The sequence below is a fragment of the Nonomuraea sp. NPDC048882 genome, from assembly GCF_040649755.1.
Taxonomy (GTDB): Bacteria; Actinomycetota; Actinomycetes; order Streptosporangiales; family Streptosporangiaceae; genus Nonomuraea; species Nonomuraea maheshkhaliensis.
In genome coordinates this window covers 594,479-613,959 of the sequence record NZ_JBEZGB010000001.1, presented here as the reverse complement: position 1 = coordinate 613,959, position 19,481 = coordinate 594,479, and the positions used below count along the sequence as shown (strand labels likewise).

The following is a 19,481-nucleotide window of genomic DNA, read 5'->3' as shown; positions in this document are numbered from 1 at the left end:
CTGGACGAACAGCTCTCCTCCGGCCGGGCACGGCACGCGTACCGTGAGAGCCATGGAGGGTGTCGCGCGCTACGACGAGATCGCCGACTTCTACGCGTCCGGCTGGAGCGACACCATCGACGACCCGGCCTCACTGCGCCTGCTCGCCCTCCTGGAGCCGATCGCGGGCCGCCGCGTGCTGGAGCTCGCCTGCGGGCACGGCCGGATCAGCCGCGAGCTGGCCCGCAGGGGCGCCGAGGTCGTGGGGGCCGACATCTCGGCCGCCCTGATCGGCAAGGCCGAGGCCGCCGAGCACGCGGCCCCGCTGGGCGTGCGTTACCTGCACGCCGACGTCACCGCCGAGGGGAGGCTGCGCGAGCTGGGCACGTTCGACGCGGTGGTGTGCGCTTTCGGCCTGTCCGACATCGACGACCTGGACGGCGCGGTCGTCACCGCCGCTGCCGCGCTGCGCCCGGGAGGGCTCTTCGTCTGCTCGATCCTGCACCCGTGCTTCCCGGGCGGCCCCGGCGTCTCGGGCTCCTGGCCCGCCCACGCGAGCTACCGGGCCGAGGGCTGGTGGCGGGCCGACGGCGAGCTTTCGTCGCTGCGCCGCCAGGTGGGCGCCAACCACCGGACGCTGGCGACGTACGTCAACACGTTCCGCCGTCACGAGCTGTGGCTGGACGAGCTGGCCGAGCCCGAGCCGGACCCGGTCTGGGCGGCGCGCCGGCCGGAGGCGGCCAGGCACCCCGTCTTCCTTGTCATGAGATGCGTCAGCGGCGCGGTTTCCGGTCCGGACGGCGTGACAGGGCCGGCACCAGGCCGCGTGGCATGAAGAGCACCACCACGATGAGCACCAGCGCGTACACCGCGTACGACAGCACGCTCGGCGCGTACGTCGGCATCCCCGGCAGCGAGGCCAGCCGGTCCAGCCCCTGCACCAGCAGCGTGATCGCGGTGGCCCCGACGACGGCGCCCCAGATCGTCCCCAGCCCGCCGACCACCGCCATCACGATGTACTGGATGGAGATGAGCACGGGGAAGGACCCGGGCGCGACGTACCCGGTGTAGAAGCAGTAGATGCCCCCGGCGAGTCCGGCGAAGGTGGCCGACAGGGCGAAGACCACCAGCTTGTAGCGGCCCACCGGGATGCCCGAGGAGGCGGCGGCCGTCTCGCTGGTGGCCAGCGCGCGCAGCGCGCGGCCGGGGCGGGAGGAGATCACGTTGTGCGTGATCAGCATGACCAGCGCCAGCCCGCCCCAGGTCAGGTACGCGTACGCCGCCGCCCCGTCGGCCTCGAACGAGCCCACGCTGAACTGCGGGATCGCCTGCAGCCCGATGTCCCCGCCGGTGAACTCCAGCTGCCCGGCCAGCGACAGCAGGATGAGCTGCATGGCGAGCGTGGCGAAGGCCAGGTGGTGGCCGCGCAGGCGGAGCAGCGGCGTGCCGATGACGAGGGCGAAGACGGCCGCGGCCACGGGGGCGGCGAGCAGACCGACGAGTGGGGGCACGCCGCCCAGCGACAGCAGCGCGGCGGTGTAGGCGCCGATGGCGTAGAAGGCGCCCTGCCCGAGGGAGACCTGGCCGGCGTACCCCATGAGCAGGGAGACCCCGGCCGTGACGATGGCGGCCAGGCCGAGCAGGATGTAGACGGCCAGCGCGCTGTCGTCGAGCGTCGCGGGGAGCACGAGGGTCACGGCGGCGACCAGGACGACGGCGGCCGGTCTGACATACCTGGTCATACCGTCTCCTCCGAGATGGCGGAGCGGCGACCGGCCTGCACGATCATGACGATGATCATCAAGCCGAGGGCCACCTCCAACTGGTGGGAGCCGTAGCCGTACCCGGCGGCCATGGTCTCGGCCACGCCGAGCAGCAGTGCGCCGAAGAGCGCGATCACCGGCCGGGTGAGCGCGCCGAAGACGGCGGCGGCGAAGCCGTTGACGATGAGCGTCACGTCCGTGTCGAACGAGATCGGCCGCAGCGGCGTCACCAGCACCCCGGCGATGCCGCCGAGCAGCCCGCCGAGCGCGAACGCCAGCAGCCCCATCTTGCGGACGTCGATGCCGACGACGCGGGCGGCGTAGGGGTTGGAGGCGCAGGCGGTCAGCGCCTTGCCCAGGTAGGTGCGGCCGAAGAAGAGCGCGAGCAGCACGAACGTGGCCGCCGTGACGCCGATGACGAGCAGGTGCTGGGTCTGGATGTGGGCCCCCGCGACGGTCACCGAGCCGGCCAGCCCGGGGGCCGAGCGCGGCTGGTCGCCCCACAGGACGATCTCCACGGCGTACGCGAGCACGCCCACCCCGAGCGTGACGATCAGTGAGGCGAGCGGCGTGGTGCCGGGCTTGCCGATGGCGGCCAGCCCGGTCAGCAGGCCCGCCACCGCCGCCGCGAGCACGGCGGCCAGCTCGCTCAGCCCGTGCGGGAAGCCGAGCCCGAGCAGGGAGGAGGTGCACAGGCCCGCGACGACGGCGAACGTGCCCTGGGCGAAGTTCACCACGCCCGTGACGCGGTGGATGGTGACCAGGCCGCTGGCGATGAGGGCGATGGCGCAGCCGACCGCCAGACCGTTCAGCAGATAGCTCAGGAACGCGCTCATGTGACGGCACCGCCCAGGTAGGCGGCCGCCACCCGCGGGTCCCCGGCCAGTTCGGCGCAGGCCCCCTCGGTCACCAGCCGCCCGGACTCCAGCACGTACGCCCGCGAGCACAGCTCGAACGCCAGCCGCGCGTTCTGCTCGATGAGCAGCACCGTCAGCCCCTGCGTCCGGTTCAGCTCGGCCAGGTGCGCGGCCAGGTCGGCGGTGACGTTGGGGGCGAGCCCGAGCGACAGCTCGTCCACCACCAGCGCCTCCGGGCGCGACATCATCGCCCGCCCGAACGCCACCATCTGCTGCTCGCCGCCGGACAGCACGCCCGCCCGCCGCCCCGCCAGCTCGGCCAGCCGGGGCAGCAACTCGTAGACGTGGGAGGGGTCGCGCAGGCCCGAACGCCAGCCGCCGAGGGCGAGGTTGTCGGCGACGGACAGGTCGGGGAAGAGCTGGCGGCCCTCGGGGATGAGCGCGAGCCGCCCGCCGATCCGCACCATGCCCGACGCGGGGGCGATCAGGCCGGCCAGCGTATTGGCCAGGGTGGACTTGCCGGCGCCGTTCGGGCCGAGCAGGGCCACCATCTCGCCGTCGCCGACCGTGAGCGTGAGGTGGTCGAGCGCGGTCGCGGTGCCGTACGAGACCACCAGGTCCTGGACCTCGATCATGAGGCCTGTCCGAGGTAGGCGGCCAGCACCAGCGGATCGGCGCGGATCTCGGCGGGCGGGCCGTCGGCGATCACCTGGCCCAGGTCGAGCACCACGACGCGGTCGGCGAGCCGGGTCACGAACGCCACGTCGTGCTCGACCAGCAGGATCGTCAGCCCGCTCGCCCGCAGCTCCTCCACCAGCGTCGCCAGCCGTTCGCGTTCCTCGCCGCGCAGCCCGGAGGCGGGCTCGTCGAGCAGCAGCAGGCGGGGCCGCGCGCACAGGGCGCGGGCCAGTTGCAGGGCCCGCTGCTGGCCGATCGGGAGCCGGTCGGCGGGCCGGTCCGCCCATTCGGCCAGCCCCACGCGTTCGAGCGCGACGTCGGCCTCGGCGGCGATCTCGCGCTCGTCGCGCCGGTGGCGCGGCAGCCGCAGCGCGGCGGAGACGAACCCGGCCGTGGTGCGCCCGTGCGAGCCCACCATGACGTTCTCCCTGACCGTCATGCCGCGGAACACTCGGGCCGCCTGGAAGACGATCGACATGCCGAGGCGGGCCCGCCGGTGCGGCGCGAGCCGTTCCACCCGGTGCCCGAGGAACGTGATCCGGCCGTGGTCGGCCGCCAGATGCCCGGTGATCAGGTTGAACAGGGTGGACTTCCCGGCCCCGTTCGGGCCGATCACCCCGCAGACTTCGCCGTCCGCGACGCTCAGCGAGACGTCGCGGACGGCGTAGACGCCCCCGAAGCTCCGGGAGACCCCACTGACCGAGAGCGCGCTTTCGTCCGGCACGCCTCACCCCGCCGCGTTGACGGTCTTGGTGAGCTGCTCCTTGGCCCACTCCGTCGGGACGAACTGGCCGTTCTTCACCGTGTTGACCGAGATGTACTCGGGCGACAGGCCGGAGTGGTCGGTGGCGGAGTAGCGGAAGCGGCCGTTGGGCGTGATCAGGTCCATGCTCTCCAGCGCCTGCTGGATCTTGGTCTTGTCGGTGCTGTTCGCCTTCCTGATGGCCTCGAACAGCAGCAGCGAGGCGCTGTAGCCGTCCTGGGCGAACTGCGGGGGCGGATAGCCGTGTTTCTCCTGGTACGGCTTGGCCATCTGGTCGATGACCTGCTTCTGCTTGCCCTCCGGCAGGTGGTCGCCCACCACGCCGATGGCGCTCTGCACGGTCATGCCCTCGGCCGCGGCGCCCATCGGCTCCAGCCACAGCTTGCTCGCCTGCGACGCGGTCAGGAACAGCGGCGTCTTCAGCCCCGAGGCCACGTACTGCTTGGCCGCCGTCACGCCGGGCGCGCCCGAGCCCCAGAACACCAGGGCCTCGGCCTTGGAGTCGCGCACGTGGGTGAACATGGGGCTGAAGTCGGAGGTGGTCGTCTCGTACGGCTCGTCCACGGCGATCGTCACGCCGTACTTGGGGGCCAGGGCCACCATCGCCTTGTGTCCTGAGACCGAGTAGGCGCTCTTGGAGTCCCAGCCGACCGCGATCGTCTTGATGCCCTCGGCCTGGATGTACTGCAGGTAGCGCTCGGCGTACATGCTGGACAGGGCCGGGGTGACGAAGATGTAGGACTTGATCGGCTCGACCTGCTCCTGTGCCGGCGCCAGCGACAGGTACGGCATCTTGTCGCGCTGCGCGAGCGGCTCGACCGCCAGCGCCGAGTTGGAGAACACCGGGCCGATCACCGCGTCGATCTCGCCCTTGATCTGGTTGTAGGCCACGATGCCCTGGTCGGGAGCGGTTTTGTCGTCGCGCGTCACCAGTTCGACCTTGCGGCCCAGCAGCCCGCCTTGGGCGTTGACCTGCTCGACCGCCAGCTCGACGGCCTTCTTGTCCTCGCTGCCGAGCGGGGTGTAGTTGCCGGTCAGGGAGACGATGAGACCGACCTTGATCGGGTCGGCGCCGCCGGAGCTCTGCTCGCCTCCGCCTCCGCCACACGCGGTCACGGCCAGCAGCAAGCAGGCCAGGGACGGTAGAAGCCTGCGCATCTGGACCTCCTGGACCGGGCGATGTGGCCCCGAATGTAGGCAGGTACATTACGGCTGTCAATAGAGTGCCGAATTTCGGGAGACAAGCTGTTATGAGGCCCCAATCGGTGATTCTGACCTTCCTCGGGGACCACGTATACGGCCGCGGGGTCTGTGTCTCGTCGGGCAGTTTCATCGAGGCGTTCGCCAGGGTCGGGATCTCGGAGGAGGCCACCCGCTCGACGCTGACCCGGATGGTGCGGCGCGGCCTGCTGCGCCGGCAGCGCTCGGGCCGGCGCATGTACTTCGGTCTCACCCCGACCAGCACCGAGGTGCTCAAGGACGGTGAGCGGCGGATCTGGCACAGCGGTGTGGTCAACGACGCCGACGAGGACCGGTGGACGCTGATCGGCTTCTCGCTGCCCGAGTCCTGGCAGCGGCAGCGGCACGAGTTGCGCTCCCGGCTGGTCTGGGCCGGGTTCGGCCCGTTGCGGAACGGGCTGTGGATCGCTCCCGGCGAGGTGGACGCGGCCGGCGTGATCGACGACCTGGGCGCGAACGTCCGGGTCTTCTCCGCCGAGCCGCGCTCGCCGACGGACATGCAGGCCCTGGTCGCCGACGCCTACGACCTGGCCGGGCTGGGCGCCCGCTACCGCGACTTCCTGCGCCGCTGGGACCAGGCCGATCCGGCGTCTGACGCCCCCGACGACCTGGCCAGGTCGCTGACGCTGCTCACCGACTGGCTGGAGATCATCAGGACCGATCCGCGGCTGCCGCTGCGGCACCTGCCGCACGACTGGCCGGCCGAGAAGGCGCAGCGGGTGTGCCACACGCTGCACGAGCGGTTCCGGCCGGAGGCGGCGCGGGTGGTGGCGGGGCTCCTCGACACCGTGCCCGATGAAACTTGGGCAGAACGGTGACAGCGATCGCATAGTGGCCTAACTTGAGGGCTTGAGCGCGGAGGAGTGCCGATGCGGAATCAGGGGATGGGGTCGTGGCCCGCGCGCAGGGCACGTATGACGCCGGAGCGGGTCGCGCTGTCGTACCGGGGGCGCGATCACACCTACCGCGAGCTGTGCGAACGCGTGAACCGGCTGGCCTCCGCGCTGGCCGCGAGCTTCGGGGTGCGGCGCGGCGACCGGGTCGCCTTCCTCGGCGTCAACCAGCCCTCGGCGGTGGAGACGTTCTTCGCGGCGGGGCTGCTGGGGGCCGTGTTCGTGCCGCTCAACACCCGGCTGGCCCCGCCCGAGCTGCGCTACGTCCTCCAGGACGCCGAGCCGTCGGTCCTCGTGCTGGGCGAGGAACGCGACGGCGACGGACTGCCGGGCCGGCACCTGACCGCCGGCGACTACGAGGCGCTGCTGGCGTCGGGGTCGCCCGAGCCCGTCGACGAGCCCGTGGGCCACGACGACGTGTGCCTGATCATGTACACCTCGGGCACCACGGGTCATCCCAAGGGCGCCGTGCTCACCCACGGCAACCTCACCTGGAACACCTTCAACCTGCTCGTGGACGTGCCGCTGGCGCACGACGAGGTGGTGCTGATCAGCGCGCCGCTGTTCCACATCGCGGCGCTGGCCCAGACGCTGGTGCCGAGCGTGCTCAAGGGCGGGCGGGTCGTCCTGGAGCCGTCGTTCGACGTGGAGCGCACGTTCGACCTGATCGAGTCCGAACGGGTGACGGTGATGTTCGGGGTGCCGTCGATGTTCGGCTTCCTCGCCGGCTCTCCGCGCTGGGACAAGGCCGACCTGTCGAGCCTGCGGCACCTGCTGTGCGGAGGCGCGCCCGTGCCCGAGCCGCTGATCAGGACCTACCAGGAGCGCGGGCTGCTGTTCCTCCAGGGCTACGGCATGACGGAGGCCGCGCCGGGCGCGCTCTTCCTGGGCGCCGAGCGTTCCGTCGAGAAGGCCGGCACGGCCGGCGTGCCGCACTTCTTCTCCGACGTGCGGCTGGTCGCCCCCGACGGCTCGCCCGCGAGGCCCGGTGAGCCGGGCGAGCTCTACGTGCAGGGCCCCAACGTCATGCCCGGCTACTGGCGGCGGCCCGAGGCGAGCGCCGAGGTGCTGTCGGCCGACGGCTGGTTCCGCTCCGGCGACGTCGGCGTCGCCGACGAGGACGGCTACGTGCGTATCTCCGACCGGATCAAGGACGTGATCATCTCCGGCGGCGAGAACGTCTACCCCGCCGAGGTGGAGGGCGCCCTGTACGAGCACGCCGCGGTGGCCGAGTGCGCGGTGATCGGGGTGCCCGACCAGAAGTGGGGCGAGGTGGGCAAGGCGCTCGTGGTGCCGCGCCCCGGCGCCACGGCCGCGCCGGAGGAACTGCTGAAGCACCTGGACGGCCGCCTGGCCCGCTACAAGATCCCGAAATATGTTGAATTCGTGGCTGAACTGCCTAAGAACGCGGCGGGCAAGCTGCTCAAGGCCCCGCTGAGAGAGCTCTACGGAGGATGATCGCCCATGCGTACCTCACCGCCCTTCCGTGCCGACCACGTCGGAAGCCTGCTCCGCCCGCCGGAGTTGCTGCGTGCCCGGCAGACCCTCACCGGCGAGGCGCTGCGCGAGGTGGAGGACGAGGCGATCAGGGCGGTCGTCCGCGGCCAGCGTGAGGCGGGCCTGCAGAGCGCCACCGACGGGGAGTTCCGCCGGGCCTCCTGGCACATGGACTTCATCTACCAGCTCGGCGGCATCGGCCAGGCCGCCGACGAGCAGATCACGGTGCGCTTCCACAACGAGCAGGGCGACATCGAGTTCACCCCGGCCGCCCTGCGGGTGCACGACCGGATCCGGCTGAACGAGCCGATCTTCGCCGACGACTTCGCGTTCCTGCGCGACACGGTGGAACCGGGGGTGACGCCCAAGCTGACCATCCCGTCGCCGAGCATGGTGCACTACCGCGGCGGCCCCGCCTCCATCGACCCCGGCGTCTACCCCGACGTGGAGGAGTTCTGGCGGGACCTGAGCGCCGCCTACGCCGAGCAGGTACGCAGGATCGGCGCGCTGGGCTGCACGTACCTGCAGTTCGACGACACGAGCCTGGCCTATCTGAACGACCCGGCGCAGCGCGCGGAGCTGAGCGAGCGCGGCGACGACGCCGAGCACATGCACCTGCGTTACATCAAGCAGATCAACGCGGCACTCGCCGCCAAGCCGGCCGGCATGACGATCACCACGCACATGTGCCGGGGCAACTTCCGCTCCTCGTGGGCCGCCGCCGGCGGCTACGACTTCGTGGCCGAGGCGCTGTTCGGCGAGCTGAACGTGGACGGGTTCTTCCTGGAGTTCGACGACGAGCGCTCGGGCGGCTTCGAGCCGCTGCGGTACGTGCCGCCCGGCAAGATGGTCGTGCTCGGCCTGGTCACGACCAAGCGCGGCGAGCTGGAGTCGAAGGACACGCTCAAGCGGCGGATCGACGAGGCGGCCAAGTTCGTCGATCTCGACCAGCTCTGCCTGTCGCCGCAGTGCGGGTTCTCCTCGACGCTGGAGGGCAACGAGCTCACCGCCGACGAGCAGTTCGCCAAGCTCCGCCTCATCGTCGAGATCGCCCAGGAGGTGTGGGGCAGCGCTTAGAGCGTCACCACCGTGCCGCTGAGGCGGGCGCGTTCGGCGGCCCAGACGACGCGGTGCGTCATCAGGCTCTGCTCCGCGTCCGAGCGCAGGAGCGTGGCGTCGCCCGAGGCGACGGCGGCGAGGAAGGCGTCGGTGAGCCCCTCGTCGCCGCCCCCGTGGCCGTCGGCCGCCGACGGGCCGCCGGCCTCGGCGACGGTGACGGTCTCCTCCTCGCCGGTGCGGAAGTCCACGACCCGCAGGGTGCCGCCGTCGCCCTCGATGTAGCCGTGGGTGCCGAACAGGCGGGTGCGGCGGTGCTCCATCGGGGTGAACGCGCTCATCGTGAACGAGCACGTGCCGCCGTCGTCGAACTCCATCACCACCTCCTGGTGGTCGACCACGTCGTTGTCGCAGGCGTACACGCAGCGTCCGTACGGGCCGGTGCGCAGCGCCTCCAGCACGTCGGCCTCGGTGCGCCCCGGCGTGACGGCCCCGAGCGGCCAGAACTCGCTCTCGGGGTCACCGAGACAACCCAGGTAGAGCCGCGGCGCCGAGTACGGGCAGGACGGCTCCAGCGGGCAGTCCAGGCACCGGTCGGCCGCGGCGGTGGGCCGCTCCTCGGCGCGGAAGTGCGACAGGGAGCCGAACGACGACACCCGGACCGGCGGCCGGCCGAACAGGTGCACCAGCCAGTCCACGTCGTGGCAGGCCTTGGCCAGCAGCATCGGCGCCGAGGTGTCCGCGCGCCGCCAGTGGCCGCGGACGAACGAGTGCGCCTGGTGCCACCAGCCGACCGGCTCCAGGTGCTGCACGCTGACCAGCCGGCCGATCCGGCCCTCGTCCAGCAGGTCCTTCACCACCCGCGTGTACGGCGTGTAGCGCAGCACGTGGCAGACCGCCAGCATGATGCCGTTGCGCACGGCCGCCGCGGCGATGGCGGCCGCCTCCGGCTCCTCCGTGGCCATCGGCTTCTCCAGGAGGATGTGGTAACCGAGGCCGGCCAGCGTCACGGCGGGGTCAGTGTGCATCCGGTCCTGGGTGGCGATGACGGCCGCGTCCGCCAGCCGGCCGGCCGCCGCCAGGTCCTTCCAGTCCTCGTGCACCCGCTCGGGCGCTATCCCGAACTCGGCCGCGAACGCCGCCCGCCGCACGGGATCGGGCTCCGCCACGGCGACCACCCGCCCGGCTCCCGTCGCGTGCGCGCGGCGCGCGTACGTCAGCCCTCGCAGGCCGCCGCCGACGACGGCTAGAGTCACCTCAGTCATTGGAACCTTCCCCCCGAACAAATATCATGGAGACCATCATTATTCGGTTCTGGATAGCTGACAGCAAGGGGGGCCGATGGCCGGGGATGTGACCGGCGGCGACCTGTCCAGGCTGCGGCAGCTCAACGCGCAGGCCGTGATCAAGGTGTTGCAGGGCAGCTCGTCGCTCACGCTGACCGAGGTGGCCAGGAGCACGGGGCTGTCACGCGCGTCGACCGAGGACGTGGTGCGCGAGCTGCTGCAGAAGGGCTGGGTCGCCGAGGCGGGCGCCACGGCGGGCGGGGTCGGCCGTCCGGCCAGGCGCTATCGGTTCAGGTCCGAGGCGGGCCGGGTGCTCGGCGTGGACATCGGCGGGCACAAGATCCGCGCGGTGGTCGCCGACCTCGACGGCGAGGTGCTGCACAGCGCGCGGGTCGCGGTGCCGCCCGAGATGGGCCGGCTCGAACGCCTGGCGGCGGTGGACCGGGCGGTCGCCGAGTGCCTGGAGGGCGCCGGGCTGACCGGCGGCGACGTGTGGGCCTCGGGCGTCGGCACCACCGGCCTGGTGGACGGCGCCGGCCGGGTGCTGCTGTCGGACGCGCTGCCCGAGTGGACCGGCGTCGACCTGGCCGCCCACGTACGCCGGATGTGCCCCGCCCCGGTGCTGGTCGAGAACGACGGCAAGCTCGCCGCCCTGGCCGAGTGCTGGCGCGGCGTGGCCCGCTACGCCAAGGACCTGGTGTTCCTGCTGGCCGGGCTGCGTACGGGAGCCGGCCTGATCATCGACGGCAAGCTGCACAGGGGCTTCGCCAACGCCTCCGGCGAGATCGGGGCGCTGCCGGTGCTGGGCTGGATCCGCGCCCAGGAGCACCTGGTGGCCGCCAGCGGCGAGGCGGGCGACGTGTTCGCCGCCGCGCGGGAGGGCGACAAGGCGGCGGTCGCGGCCGTGCGCCGCTACGTCAAGGACCTCGCGCTCGGGGCGTCGGCGCTGGTCCTGACGCTGGATCCGCAGATGGTCGTGGTCGGCGGCGGCTACTCGCGCTCGGCCGACGTGCTCATCGAGCCGCTCAAGCGGGAGCTCGACCGCTGGTGCATCCGCACCCCAGAGGTGCGCATGTCGGCGCTGGGCGACGAGGCCGTGGTGCTCGGCGCCGTCCGGCTGGCGCTCGACGACGTCGAGGACCGGGTGCTCGACGGCCGCAGCCCGCTCGTGAGCCATCTGTAACACGCCCAGCTCTTGCCAACTATTTCACTGGACTCCATCATTACTCCCACGTTCTAGGAGAGGACTGGGAGATGTGGAAGTCGGCACGGAGCGGTGCGGCCCTCCTCTGCGCGGCACTGCTCGCCTCCGCCTGCGGCGGCGGTGAGCAGGCCGGCGGCACGGACGCGCAGCCCGGAGAAAAGGTGACGCTGTCCTACGGCGTCTGGGACGCCACCCAGCAGGCGGTCATGCAGGAACTGACCGCGGAGTTCACCAAGACGCACCCGAACGTCACCGTCAACGTCCAGCTCACGCCGTGGGCCGACTACTGGACGAAGATGAAGGCCGCCGTCACCGGCGGCGCCGCGCCCGACGTCTTCTGGATGAACGGCCCCAACTTCCAGCTCTACGCCTCCAACGGCGTGATCAAGCCGATCGAGGAGCAGATCGACACCTCCGTCTACCCCAAGGCGCTGGTGGACCTCTACACCTACGAGGGCAAGCTGTACGGCCTGCCCAAGGACATGGACACCGTCGGCGTCTGGTACAACAAGACGCTCTTCGACCAGGCCAAGGTGAAATATCCGGCCGACGACTGGACCTGGGCCGACTTCAAGGAGACCGCGGCCAAGGTCACCGACCCCGCCAAGGGCGTCTACGCCGTCGGGGCCGAGCTGACCAGCTTCCAGGAATACCAGTACAACACCATCTACCAGGCCGGCGGCCACGTGATCTCTCCCGACGGCAAGAAGTCCGGCTACGACGACCCCAAGACGATCGCGGGCCTGAAGTTCTGGACCGACCTCATCGCCGCCAAGCAGTCGCCCGACCTCAAGACCATGACCGACACCGCCCCGCTGCAGCTCTTCGAGGCCGGCAAGCTGGCGATGTACTGGGGCGGGTCCTGGAACGTGGCCGAGTTCGGCAAGAACGACTACACCAAGGACAAGGTCGACGTCGCCCCGCTGCCCAAGGGCGAGAAGCAGGCCACGATCATCCACGGCGTCGCCAACGTGGTGTCGGCCAAGACCGAGCACCCGGCCGAGGCGCTGGAGTTCGTCAAGTTCCTCGGCTCCAAGCCGGCCGCCGACATCCTCGGCAAGAAGGGCCCGATCCCGGCCTACAACGACACCCAGAACGACTGGGTGGCCGCCCATCCCGAGTGGAAGCTGCAGACGTTCCTCGACGCGGTCTCGTACGCGGTGCCGTACCCCGTCTCCAAGAACACCGCCGCCTGGCAGGAGGCCGAGCTCACCCACCTCACCAAGGCGTGGACCGGCGAGGTGCCGGTCGAGAAGGCCGCCGCGGACCTCGCGGCCGGCATGAACGACCTGCTGGCCAAGGAGTGACGTGACCACCACCGCCGGAACGCGGCCCCCGCGCTCGTCCGCGGGAGCCGCCCACGCGGCGAAGCGGCGCGGGCCGCGCACCGAGGCCCTGTGGGGGTACGCGTTCATCGCCCCCACCGGCCTCGGCCTGGCCGTCTTCTACCTGTGGCCCGTCCTGCAGACCGTCTACTTCTCCTTCACCGAGTGGGGCGCGTTCGGCGGGCACACCTGGGTCGGCCTGGAGAACTACACGCGGCTGTTCGCCGACCCCGAGGTCGGCCGGGCGGTGCTCAACACCCTCATGTACACCGTGCTCGGCCTGCTCGGCATCCCCGTCGCCATCGTGTTCGCCGCGCTGATCAACCGGCGGGGGCTGCGCGGGGTGAGCGTCTACCGCACGGCGTTCTTCCTGCCGGTGGTCACCATGCCGGTCGCGGTCGCGATGCTCTGGCGCTGGCTCTACAACGGCGACTACGGCCTGGTCAACCAGGTGCTCTCGGTGGCCGGCATCGACGGGCCCAACTGGATCGCCGACCCGGCCACCGCCATGTACGCCCTGGTCGTGGTCGGCATCTGGAGCAGCGTCGGCTACAACCTGATCATCTTCCTGGCCGGCATGCAGGGCATCCCCAAGGAGCTGTACGAGGCCGCCTCCATGGACGGCGCCGGCCGCGTCCGCCAGTTCTTCAAGATCACGCTGCCGATGTTGTCGCCGACCGCGTTCTTCATCTCGATCGTGTCCGTGATCGGCTCGCTGCAGCTCTTCGACCTGGTCTTCGTGATGACCGGGTCAGGCCAGTCGGCGCGGGCCAACCCGGCGTACTCGCGGTTGCAGACCGTCGTGCAGCTCTTCTACGAGCGGGCCTTCGTCACGAACGACCGCGGTTACGCCGCCGCCATCGTGATCGCGCTGCTCGTGCTCATCGCGGCGCTGACGATCGCGCAGTTCCGCCTCCAGCGCAAGTGGGTGCACTATGTCTGAGCGCCGCCCGCTGGGCGTGCACGCCGTCCTCACCATCTCGTCGCTACTGATGGTGGCGCCGTTCGCCTGGCAGATCATCACCTCGCTCAAGACGCTCAGCAGCGCCACCGCGGTGCCGCCGACGTTCCTGCCTGAGGGGCGCTGGGACAACTACGGCAAGGTCTTCGATCTGCTGCCGTTCGGCGAGCAGTTCCTCAACACCGTGATCATGGCCGCGGGCCGGGTGACCGGGCAGGTGCTGTTCTGCTCGATGGCCGCCTACGCCTTCGCCCGGCTGCGCTTTCCCGGCCGGAACCTGCTGTTCGGCGTCTTTCTGTCGGTGCTCATGGTGCCGCCGCAGCTGTTCGTGATCCCGCAATATCAGATCATGTCCTCGCTCGGCTGGCTCAACAGCCTCCAGGCGATCATCGTGCCCGGCCTGTTCAGCGCGTTCGGGGTGTTCCTGCTGCGGCAGTTCTTCCTCGGCCTGCCGCGCGAGATCGAGGAGGCGGCCCGGCTCGACGGGGCCGGCCCCGTGCGCATCTACTGGTCGGTCATGCTGCCGCTGGCCCGGCCAGGGCTGATCGCGCTGGGGATTCTGACCCTGCTGTGGGCGTGGAACGACCTGTTCTGGCCGCTGGTGGTCAACACCGATCCGGAGAAGATGACGCTGTCGGCGGGGCTGGCGGCGCTCCAGGGGCAGTACCAGACCGACTATCCCGTGCTGATGGCCGGCTCGCTGATCGCCTCGCTGCCCGTGATCGCCGTCTTCGTGTTCCTGCAACGGCAGTTCATCCAGGGCGTCGCCCACACCGGCAGCAAGGGCTGAGCCGGGCTCCGCTCGGTGTGGGCGCGCGCCTCACCTGGTGACGATCGTGGTCAGGGCCCGCGGTGGCAGCGTCACCGTGCGGCCCTTGACCGGGGCGGGCGTGAGCGAGCGGGTCTCGTCGGTCACGTACGCCGCCGCCCGGCCGCGCACGCCCTGCCAGGTGACGGGAGCGGTGCCGGTGTTGAGCGCCACGACCACCCGCGAGCCGTCACGGTTGCGGAACGCTGAAACTTTCACCGCCGGATCGGCCGCCGACGCCTCCAGCCGCACCGCGCCGGGACGGATGAACCTGCTGTAACCGGCCAGCGCCCACAGCCGCTTCGACACGTGGTACTGCTTGGCCTCGTCGTCGAGCTGCAGCAGCGCCCTGGTCGCGCCGCGCGAGCCGCCCAGCCAGTAGACGTACGCGCTGACCTGGCCGAGCGTGAGCGCGTCGTGCACGGCCTGGGCGATGGTCAGGCCGTCGTAGCCGCTGCCGTCGTCCCAGTTCTCGTTCCAGGTGTCGCCGTTGGGGTTCCACTCCGACATCCAGGTCTTCCTGGTGGTCGGCAGCGGGCCGTCCACCGGACTGGCGTAGGTGTGGCCCGTGTGCGTCTTCACCCAGCGGCGGGCCTCGGGGTCGGCCTCGATCGCCGCCGTGTACGCCTTCGACTCGGTCCAGCCGAAGGAGTCGCAGCAGGTCAGCTTGACGTCCTTGGCGATCGGGCCGAGGACTTTCACGAATTCGGCGGCCTGCTCGGGGGTGAAGCGCATGGAGGCGTACGTGGCCGTCCAGTCGGGCTCGTTCGTGAACCCCAGGTCGGTGATCTTGATGCCCTCGCGGCGGTAGAACTTCGTGTAGGCGACCAGGTAGTTCGCGTACGCGCGGCGCCACTCGGGCAGGAGGGTGCCGCCGTTCTTGTCGTCGCCGTTGTCCTTCATGTAGCCGGGGGCGCTCCAGGCGTCGGCGAAGAACCGTTCGACGCCGTACCGCTTGGCCTCCTTGGCCACCCAGACCTGGCTGTTGTCGTCGCCGTCCCACACGTATTCCGGCGGGGCGTCGGGGCCGCCGGGGTTCTCGGGCTGGATCGACACCATGTGGTCGTACGGGCTGCCGGCGGGGGAGGAGCCGATGCCGAGCCGCAGGATGCTCAGCCCCGCTCCCTTGGTGCGGTCGAACCACAGGTCGAGGACCTCCCGCTGCTGGGCGGGCGACAGGGCGGCGAGCAGTTCGTTGCGGCGGAAGGCCTGGGAGATGCCGAAGCCGTCGATCTCCTGGTGCCGGACGCGGTCGTTCACGGTGATGGCCGGCGGGCCGGCGGGGGGTGTGGGGTGCACGGCGGGCAGGCCGAGCAGCGAGATGGCGACGAGTCCTCGTAACATGGCGCCTCCGAAAGTTTCGGGGTCGTGACCGATAGATTTCGTCGATCGCCGGAACCGTAAACTCGCGAAGGCGCCCCCGTCAATAAGTGCCGTCAAGTGCGGATTGGCGGCCGGGCCGCCCCGAGGGCCTTTTCCTGACTCGCCGTCTAGTGGTGCGTGGACTCGGCGCGTTCCTTGATGGCCAGCATCTGGCGGCGCGTGATGAGGAAGTCGCCGAGGTCCGTCGTCGCCAGGTAGGTGGTGCCGCGCACGCCCGGCTCGGCGCGGACGCGGGTGCGGAAGATCATCCGGGTCGCGCCGTCCACCTCGCGCAGGGAGATGGAGCAGGTGGTGGTGGCGTCGGCGCCGCGCATGGCCAGGACGAGCGTGTGCGGGGGGTCGAGCTGCTCCACGATGAACGCGCTGCCGTCGTTCCGGCCGAGCAGCACGTCACCGACCTTGAGCCCTTGACCGGCGGCCTCCTCCCCGGCGGCGCCGGCCGAGGCGGCGGGCCGGTCGGGTGCGGCGCCGGGGCGGTGGCCGCCGAGCTCGATCAGCCAGGGCCAGACGCCGGCCGGCGGAGCCGCCACCGTGATCGCGCGGGTGGCCTGGTACTGCGCGCGGCCGGCCAGGTCGTCGCCGGGCATCTCCGCGTGGACCTCGCGTTCGTCGGCGCCCCAGCGCAGCTGCCAGGGCCGGAGTGCGAACAGGTAGCCTGCCGCCGCTCCGGCGGCGAGCCTGAACACCGAGCGCGGCACGAGCGAGAACATACGGACTCCTTCGGTCGGCTGTCGGAACGCCCAGTCTCCGACGGGTCCCGCGCCGGATCAACCCGGCACCCGCGACCGGCGCACCACGGCGTCGGCGCCACGAGTGGACCGGGCCGGGGCGGCGTGCCCGGTGGCGCCACAGACGTGCCGGTCAGGGGAGTGCGTCCGGTGGCGGGGTGACGGGCGTGCCTGGTGCGGGCGGGTCGGGGCTGATGATGAAGTCCTCCGGCCACATCGTGAGCTGGATCCCGGCCCCGGCCCCGATGACGACGTCGTGCAGGTTGCCCCGCTCCAGCTTCGGGATCAGGAACAGCTCGTCGTCCCGGTTGACCGGGTCCGCGCGCAGCCAGCCGTCGAAGCCGTCGAAGGTGGCGAACCCCGCCGCCAGGTACGGCACGATGCGCCGGAACAGCTTCGGCCACATCACCAGCCGTTCCAGCTCCGCCAGGTCCCGCACGGTGGCCGCGCCCTCCGGGTCGGCGTCCGAGCGCGGCCACAGCCCTGAGCCCTTGCGCCTGGCCGTCCGTGACACCTCCGCGAGGTGCGTGCGCAGGTCCGCGGGCAACGTCGCGTAGAACGCCGGGTAGGCGTGCCCGGCGGCCAGCAGTTGCGCGTTCACGGAACGATCGGCCAGCGGGACGTCCACGAACACGCTGGTCCCGTCCGGGTCCGGATGGTCCCCGGCGTAGCAGAACGCGATCATGCGGCCGTTGGCGTCGATGCCGTTGGAGAGCACGTGGCCGCGCAGGGAGTCCTGGTCGGCCGAGCGCACCTGGTTGGGCAGGTCCTCCCAGAAGGTCACGTTCGTGAAGCCGAGCAGCCGCAGCAGCTCGTCGCGGGCCGCGTAGGCGCCGTCCTCCTCCTGATGGCTCTCCGCGAAGTGCGTCTCCAGGGCGTCGATCGCCTCCAGCCGCGCGGAGACACCGCGCGCGGTGAGCGCCGCCGGCCGGCCGGAGCGCCGTGGCAGCGCCTCGACCAGGGCGGGCGTGTCGGGCAGGAACTTGACGGTGTCGCCGTCGGGCTCGGGGCCCTGACGCGGCCGGTCCGGATACCGGATCACGAAGCTGCCGCGGATCAGGGTGTAAGTCATGATGGCCCCCCATCGGTATCGGTTCGTCCCCCGACAGGTCGCCAGCGGAGCGTAACCCGCCGGGACGCGGCGGTCCATGGACAGAACGGTGTATCGCCGCAGTGCGGGGGGACGGCGGGAGATGCCGGCGGCTCAGCTGCCGCCTTCGCCCCGGTGACGGCGGGATGCGGGACGCTCGGCCGGCTGGTCGGGCCGGCTCGCGCCACGACTGCCGGCACCGCCTTGACCGCCCCGCGCGCCATCGCCGCGACCCCCATCGCCGCCGCCATCGCCGCCGCCATCGCCGCCGCGATCGCCGCGAGCGCCCTGGCCGCTGCGACCTCGACCGCCGCGGCCATCGTCGCCGCCGCGACCGCCGTTGCCACCGCGACCGGATCGGCCGCCGTGAGCGTCCTTGCCACCGTGACCGGCAGGGGAGCCATTGCCGCCGCGGTCGCTTCGACTGCCTTGGCTGCCGTGGGTGCTGTGGCCGAGGCCGGGGGGTTGGGGGCCGTAGCCGAAGGTGCCCATCATGCCCTGTTCCTGGTGGTACAGGTTGTGGCAATGGAACATCCATTCGCCGGGGTTGTCGGCCTGGACGTCGATGTTCAGGCGCTCGCGCGGCTTGATGTTCACCGTGTCCTTGCGCGGCCCGCCCCACCCGGTGCCGCGCAGCTGGAAGGTGTGGCCGTGCAGGTGCATCGGGTGCCACATCGGCGACTGGTTGTCCAGGACGATCCTGATCGTCTCGCCCCGCTCCACGCGCAGCCGCATCGGGTCGTTCGCGAGCCGGTCGTTCATCGTCCACTCGTTGCCCGACGGCCGCATGCCGAGCGTGACGGTCACCCTCCTGGCCGGGCGCGGGAGCTCGTCGGAGTCGCGGGCCTCCAGGTCGGCGTAGGTGAGGATGCGGCCGTTCAGCTCGGGCAGCCGGACGTTCCTGTTCGGGGTGGAGGCGAGCTTCGTCGTACGGACGACGGCGAACGCCCGCGCCCGTTTGCCCTCCGCCTCCGCCACCAGCGGGAACGCCCCCGGCCCCAGCCGGACGAGGAAGTCGTACCGCTCGCCCATGCCGATGAGGAACGTGTCCACCGTGACCGGCCGGCACGGGAAGCCGTCGGTGTGGGTGATGGCGATGCGGTGACCGCCGAGCGCCACCCGGAACGGGGTGTCGGCCGCCGCGTTGATCACCCGGAACCGGACGAGCCGCCCCGGACGGCTGGTGAAGACCGCGGGCGCGTCCGGCGTGCGGCCGTTGACCAGGTGGTACGGATGGCGCAACTCGCCCACGACCCCGCCCAGCAGGTCGCTGCGCAGCGTGTCGTCGTGTTCGGTGCTGGCGTTGAGCCGGCGCAGCGCGTCGTCGGGTGTGCCCGAGACGCCGTCGAGCCAGTCGTCGAGCAGGACCGTGAACTCCTCGTCGTACCCGAGCGGCTCGCGCGGGTCCTCGACGATCAGCGGCCCGTACAGGCCGCGGTCGTTCTGCATGCCGACGTGCGAGTGGTAGAAGTACGTGCCCGGGTCGGGCACCTCGAAGACGTAGTCGAATGTGCCGCCAGGCCGGGTCGCCTGCTGGGTGTAGCCGGGGGCGCCGTCCATCCGAGGGTCGATCCTGATGCCGTGCCAGTGCACGGTGGTCGGCGCGGGCAGGTCGTTGACGAGCCTGGCCCTGACGACGCCGCCGGCGGTGGCATCGATGCGCGGCCCGGGCAGCGACTCGCCGTACGCCCAGGTGGAGACGGTACGCCGCCCCAGCGAGACCGACGCGGGACGCGCCCGCAACGTCACCCCGCGCGACGGCCGCGCCACCCTGCTGCCGATGCCGCCGGCGCCCTGGACGCCCTGGACGCCCCCGACGCCCCCGGTGGCCGCCCCTGCGGCGGCCGGTGTGGCGCCCAGGGCGGCGAACATGCCGGTGACGAACAACCTGCGAGAAACCGGACCCCGCGCGCGTGCCGAACCATTCACAACAGATCCCCCCATCCACCTGGCAAGGTAACCGAAAGTGAT

The 19,481-nt window shown here is 71.4% G+C and carries 18 protein-coding genes; 8 read left to right on the top strand and 10 right to left on the bottom strand.

From position 1 onward, the window contains the following. Positions 1–52: 52 nt before the first annotated feature. Positions 53–814: a class I SAM-dependent methyltransferase gene (locus tag AB0C27_RS02615; protein WP_357836716.1), complete on the top strand. Its 762-nt coding sequence runs from the start codon at positions 53–55 to the stop codon at positions 812–814. On the opposite strand, the gene AB0C27_RS02610 is transcribed toward AB0C27_RS02615, so the two are convergent. The 5 genes from AB0C27_RS02610 to AB0C27_RS02590 are packed head-to-tail and all read right to left on the bottom strand — an operon-like array spanning position 753 to position 5,198. Further along, positions 753–1,721, bottom strand: a complete 969-nt coding sequence (locus AB0C27_RS02610) for a branched-chain amino acid ABC transporter permease (protein ID WP_357836713.1) — start codon at positions 1,719–1,721, stop codon at positions 753–755. The genes AB0C27_RS02615 and AB0C27_RS02610 overlap by 62 nt on opposite strands. Beyond that, positions 1,718–2,578 carry a branched-chain amino acid ABC transporter permease gene (locus AB0C27_RS02605; RefSeq protein WP_357836710.1) on the bottom strand — a complete coding sequence of 287 codons (861 nt, stop codon included), beginning with the start codon at positions 2,576–2,578 and terminating at the stop codon, positions 1,718–1,720. The genes AB0C27_RS02610 and AB0C27_RS02605 overlap by 4 nt, the downstream gene beginning before the upstream one ends. Further along, entirely contained in the window at positions 2,575–3,234 is a 660-nt protein-coding gene (locus tag AB0C27_RS02600; RefSeq protein WP_357836708.1) for an ABC transporter ATP-binding protein, read from the bottom strand. The genes AB0C27_RS02605 and AB0C27_RS02600 overlap by 4 nt, the downstream gene beginning before the upstream one ends. Further along, a complete protein-coding gene (locus tag AB0C27_RS02595; protein WP_357836706.1) occupies positions 3,231–4,001 on the bottom strand; it encodes an ABC transporter ATP-binding protein in 771 nt (256 codons plus the stop codon). Before AB0C27_RS02595 ends, AB0C27_RS02600 begins: the two co-directional genes overlap by 4 nt. 3 nt (positions 4,002–4,004) lie before the next feature. Continuing rightward, entirely contained in the window at positions 4,005–5,198 is a 1,194-nt protein-coding gene (locus tag AB0C27_RS02590; RefSeq protein ID WP_357836703.1) for an ABC transporter substrate-binding protein, read from the bottom strand. 107 nt (positions 5,199–5,305) lie between these two features. On the opposite strand from AB0C27_RS02590, the gene AB0C27_RS02585 reads away from it, so the two are divergent. Genes AB0C27_RS02585 through AB0C27_RS02575 form a run of 3 tightly spaced genes read left to right on the top strand, consistent with a single transcriptional unit; the run spans position 5,306 to position 8,746 of the window. Further along, complete coding sequence (locus AB0C27_RS02585) at positions 5,306–6,097, top strand: PaaX family transcriptional regulator C-terminal domain-containing protein (protein ID WP_357836700.1); 792 nt, start codon at positions 5,306–5,308, stop codon at positions 6,095–6,097. Positions 6,098–6,148: 51 nt separating this feature from the next. After that, positions 6,149–7,630 (top strand): long-chain fatty acid--CoA ligase, encoded by a 1,482-nt coding sequence (locus tag AB0C27_RS02580; protein ID WP_357836697.1) that lies wholly within the window; start codon positions 6,149–6,151, stop codon positions 7,628–7,630. Between the two features lie 6 nt (positions 7,631–7,636). Then, on the top strand, positions 7,637–8,746 hold the full coding sequence (locus tag AB0C27_RS02575) for a 5-methyltetrahydropteroyltriglutamate--homocysteine S-methyltransferase (protein WP_357836694.1): 1,110 nt from the start codon (positions 7,637–7,639) through the stop codon (positions 8,744–8,746). On the opposite strand, the gene AB0C27_RS02570 is transcribed toward AB0C27_RS02575, so the two are convergent. Further along, complete coding sequence (locus AB0C27_RS02570) at positions 8,743–9,990, bottom strand: Gfo/Idh/MocA family oxidoreductase (RefSeq protein WP_357836691.1); 1,248 nt, start codon at positions 9,988–9,990, stop codon at positions 8,743–8,745. The two genes, AB0C27_RS02575 and AB0C27_RS02570, sit on opposite strands and share 4 nt — an antisense overlap. 76 nt (positions 9,991–10,066) lie before the next feature. Here AB0C27_RS02570 and AB0C27_RS02565 point away from each other — a divergent pair, with 76 nt between their 5' ends. The 4 genes from AB0C27_RS02565 to AB0C27_RS02550 all read left to right on the top strand — a co-directional run bounded on the left by AB0C27_RS02565 (position 10,067) and on the right by AB0C27_RS02550 (position 14,291). Further along, positions 10,067–11,194 (top strand): ROK family protein, encoded by a 1,128-nt coding sequence (locus AB0C27_RS02565; RefSeq protein WP_357836688.1) that lies wholly within the window; start codon positions 10,067–10,069, stop codon positions 11,192–11,194. 71 nt (positions 11,195–11,265) lie between these two features. Then, on the top strand, positions 11,266–12,522 hold the full coding sequence (locus tag AB0C27_RS02560) for a sugar ABC transporter substrate-binding protein (protein WP_357836685.1): 1,257 nt from the start codon (positions 11,266–11,268) through the stop codon (positions 12,520–12,522). Between the two features lies 1 nt (position 12,523). Then, complete coding sequence (locus tag AB0C27_RS02555; RefSeq protein WP_357836682.1) at positions 12,524–13,483, top strand: sugar ABC transporter permease; 960 nt, start codon at positions 12,524–12,526, stop codon at positions 13,481–13,483. Next, a complete protein-coding gene (locus AB0C27_RS02550) occupies positions 13,476–14,291 on the top strand; it encodes a carbohydrate ABC transporter permease (RefSeq protein WP_357836679.1) in 816 nt (271 codons plus the stop codon). Before AB0C27_RS02555 ends, AB0C27_RS02550 begins: the two co-directional genes overlap by 8 nt. A gap of 30 nt (positions 14,292–14,321) precedes the next feature. Here the strand turns inward: AB0C27_RS02550 and AB0C27_RS02545 are convergent, their stop codons facing one another. The 4 genes from AB0C27_RS02545 to AB0C27_RS02530 form a co-directional block, all read right to left on the bottom strand. Further along, positions 14,322–15,653, bottom strand: a complete 1,332-nt coding sequence (locus AB0C27_RS02545) for a glycoside hydrolase (RefSeq protein ID WP_357836676.1) — start codon at positions 15,651–15,653, stop codon at positions 14,322–14,324. Positions 15,654–15,799: 146 nt separating this feature from the next. Further along, positions 15,800–16,402 (bottom strand): hypothetical protein, encoded by a 603-nt coding sequence (locus tag AB0C27_RS02540; RefSeq protein WP_357836673.1) that lies wholly within the window; start codon positions 16,400–16,402, stop codon positions 15,800–15,802. Between the two features lie 151 nt (positions 16,403–16,553). Further along, complete coding sequence (locus AB0C27_RS02535; protein WP_357836670.1) at positions 16,554–17,492, bottom strand: hypothetical protein; 939 nt, start codon at positions 17,490–17,492, stop codon at positions 16,554–16,556. A 132-nt stretch (positions 17,493–17,624) separates the two neighbouring features. Further along, entirely contained in the window at positions 17,625–19,382 is a 1,758-nt protein-coding gene (locus tag AB0C27_RS02530) for a multicopper oxidase family protein (RefSeq protein WP_357836667.1), read from the bottom strand. Positions 19,383–19,481: the final 99 nt, after the last annotated feature.

What these genes read in the sequence shown, in the direction of transcription:
- AB0C27_RS02545 (WP_357836676.1), bottom strand. Translation starts at nt 15,653, where the DNA reads ATGTTACGAGGACTCGTCGCCATCTCGCTGCTCGGCCTGCCCGCCGTG.
- AB0C27_RS02540 (WP_357836673.1), bottom strand. Translation starts at nt 16,402, where the DNA reads ATGTTCTCGCTCGTGCCGCGCTCGGTGTTCAGGCTCGCCGCCGGAGCG.
- AB0C27_RS02530 (WP_357836667.1), bottom strand. Translation starts at nt 19,382, where the DNA reads ATGTTCGCCGCCCTGGGCGCCACACCGGCCGCCGCAGGGGCGGCCACC.
- AB0C27_RS02615 (WP_357836716.1), top strand. Translation starts at nt 53, where the DNA reads ATGGAGGGTGTCGCGCGCTACGACGAGATCGCCGACTTCTACGCGTCC.
- AB0C27_RS02535 (WP_357836670.1), bottom strand. Translation starts at nt 17,492, where the DNA reads ATGACTTACACCCTGATCCGCGGCAGCTTCGTGATCCGGTATCCGGAC.
- AB0C27_RS02610 (WP_357836713.1), bottom strand. Translation starts at nt 1,721, where the DNA reads ATGACCAGGTATGTCAGACCGGCCGCCGTCGTCCTGGTCGCCGCCGTG.
- AB0C27_RS02590 (WP_357836703.1), bottom strand. Translation starts at nt 5,198, where the DNA reads ATGCGCAGGCTTCTACCGTCCCTGGCCTGCTTGCTGCTGGCCGTGACC.
- AB0C27_RS02575 (WP_357836694.1), top strand. Translation starts at nt 7,637, where the DNA reads ATGCGTACCTCACCGCCCTTCCGTGCCGACCACGTCGGAAGCCTGCTC.
- AB0C27_RS02550 (WP_357836679.1), top strand. Translation starts at nt 13,476, where the DNA reads ATGTCTGAGCGCCGCCCGCTGGGCGTGCACGCCGTCCTCACCATCTCG.
- AB0C27_RS02560 (WP_357836685.1), top strand. Translation starts at nt 11,266, where the DNA reads ATGTGGAAGTCGGCACGGAGCGGTGCGGCCCTCCTCTGCGCGGCACTG.
- AB0C27_RS02570 (WP_357836691.1), bottom strand. Translation starts at nt 9,990, where the DNA reads ATGACTGAGGTGACTCTAGCCGTCGTCGGCGGCGGCCTGCGAGGGCTG.
- AB0C27_RS02580 (WP_357836697.1), top strand. Translation starts at nt 6,149, where the DNA reads ATGCGGAATCAGGGGATGGGGTCGTGGCCCGCGCGCAGGGCACGTATG.
- AB0C27_RS02565 (WP_357836688.1), top strand. Translation starts at nt 10,067, where the DNA reads ATGGCCGGGGATGTGACCGGCGGCGACCTGTCCAGGCTGCGGCAGCTC.
- AB0C27_RS02600 (WP_357836708.1), bottom strand. Translation starts at nt 3,234, where the DNA reads ATGATCGAGGTCCAGGACCTGGTGGTCTCGTACGGCACCGCGACCGCG.
- AB0C27_RS02605 (WP_357836710.1), bottom strand. Translation starts at nt 2,578, where the DNA reads ATGAGCGCGTTCCTGAGCTATCTGCTGAACGGTCTGGCGGTCGGCTGC.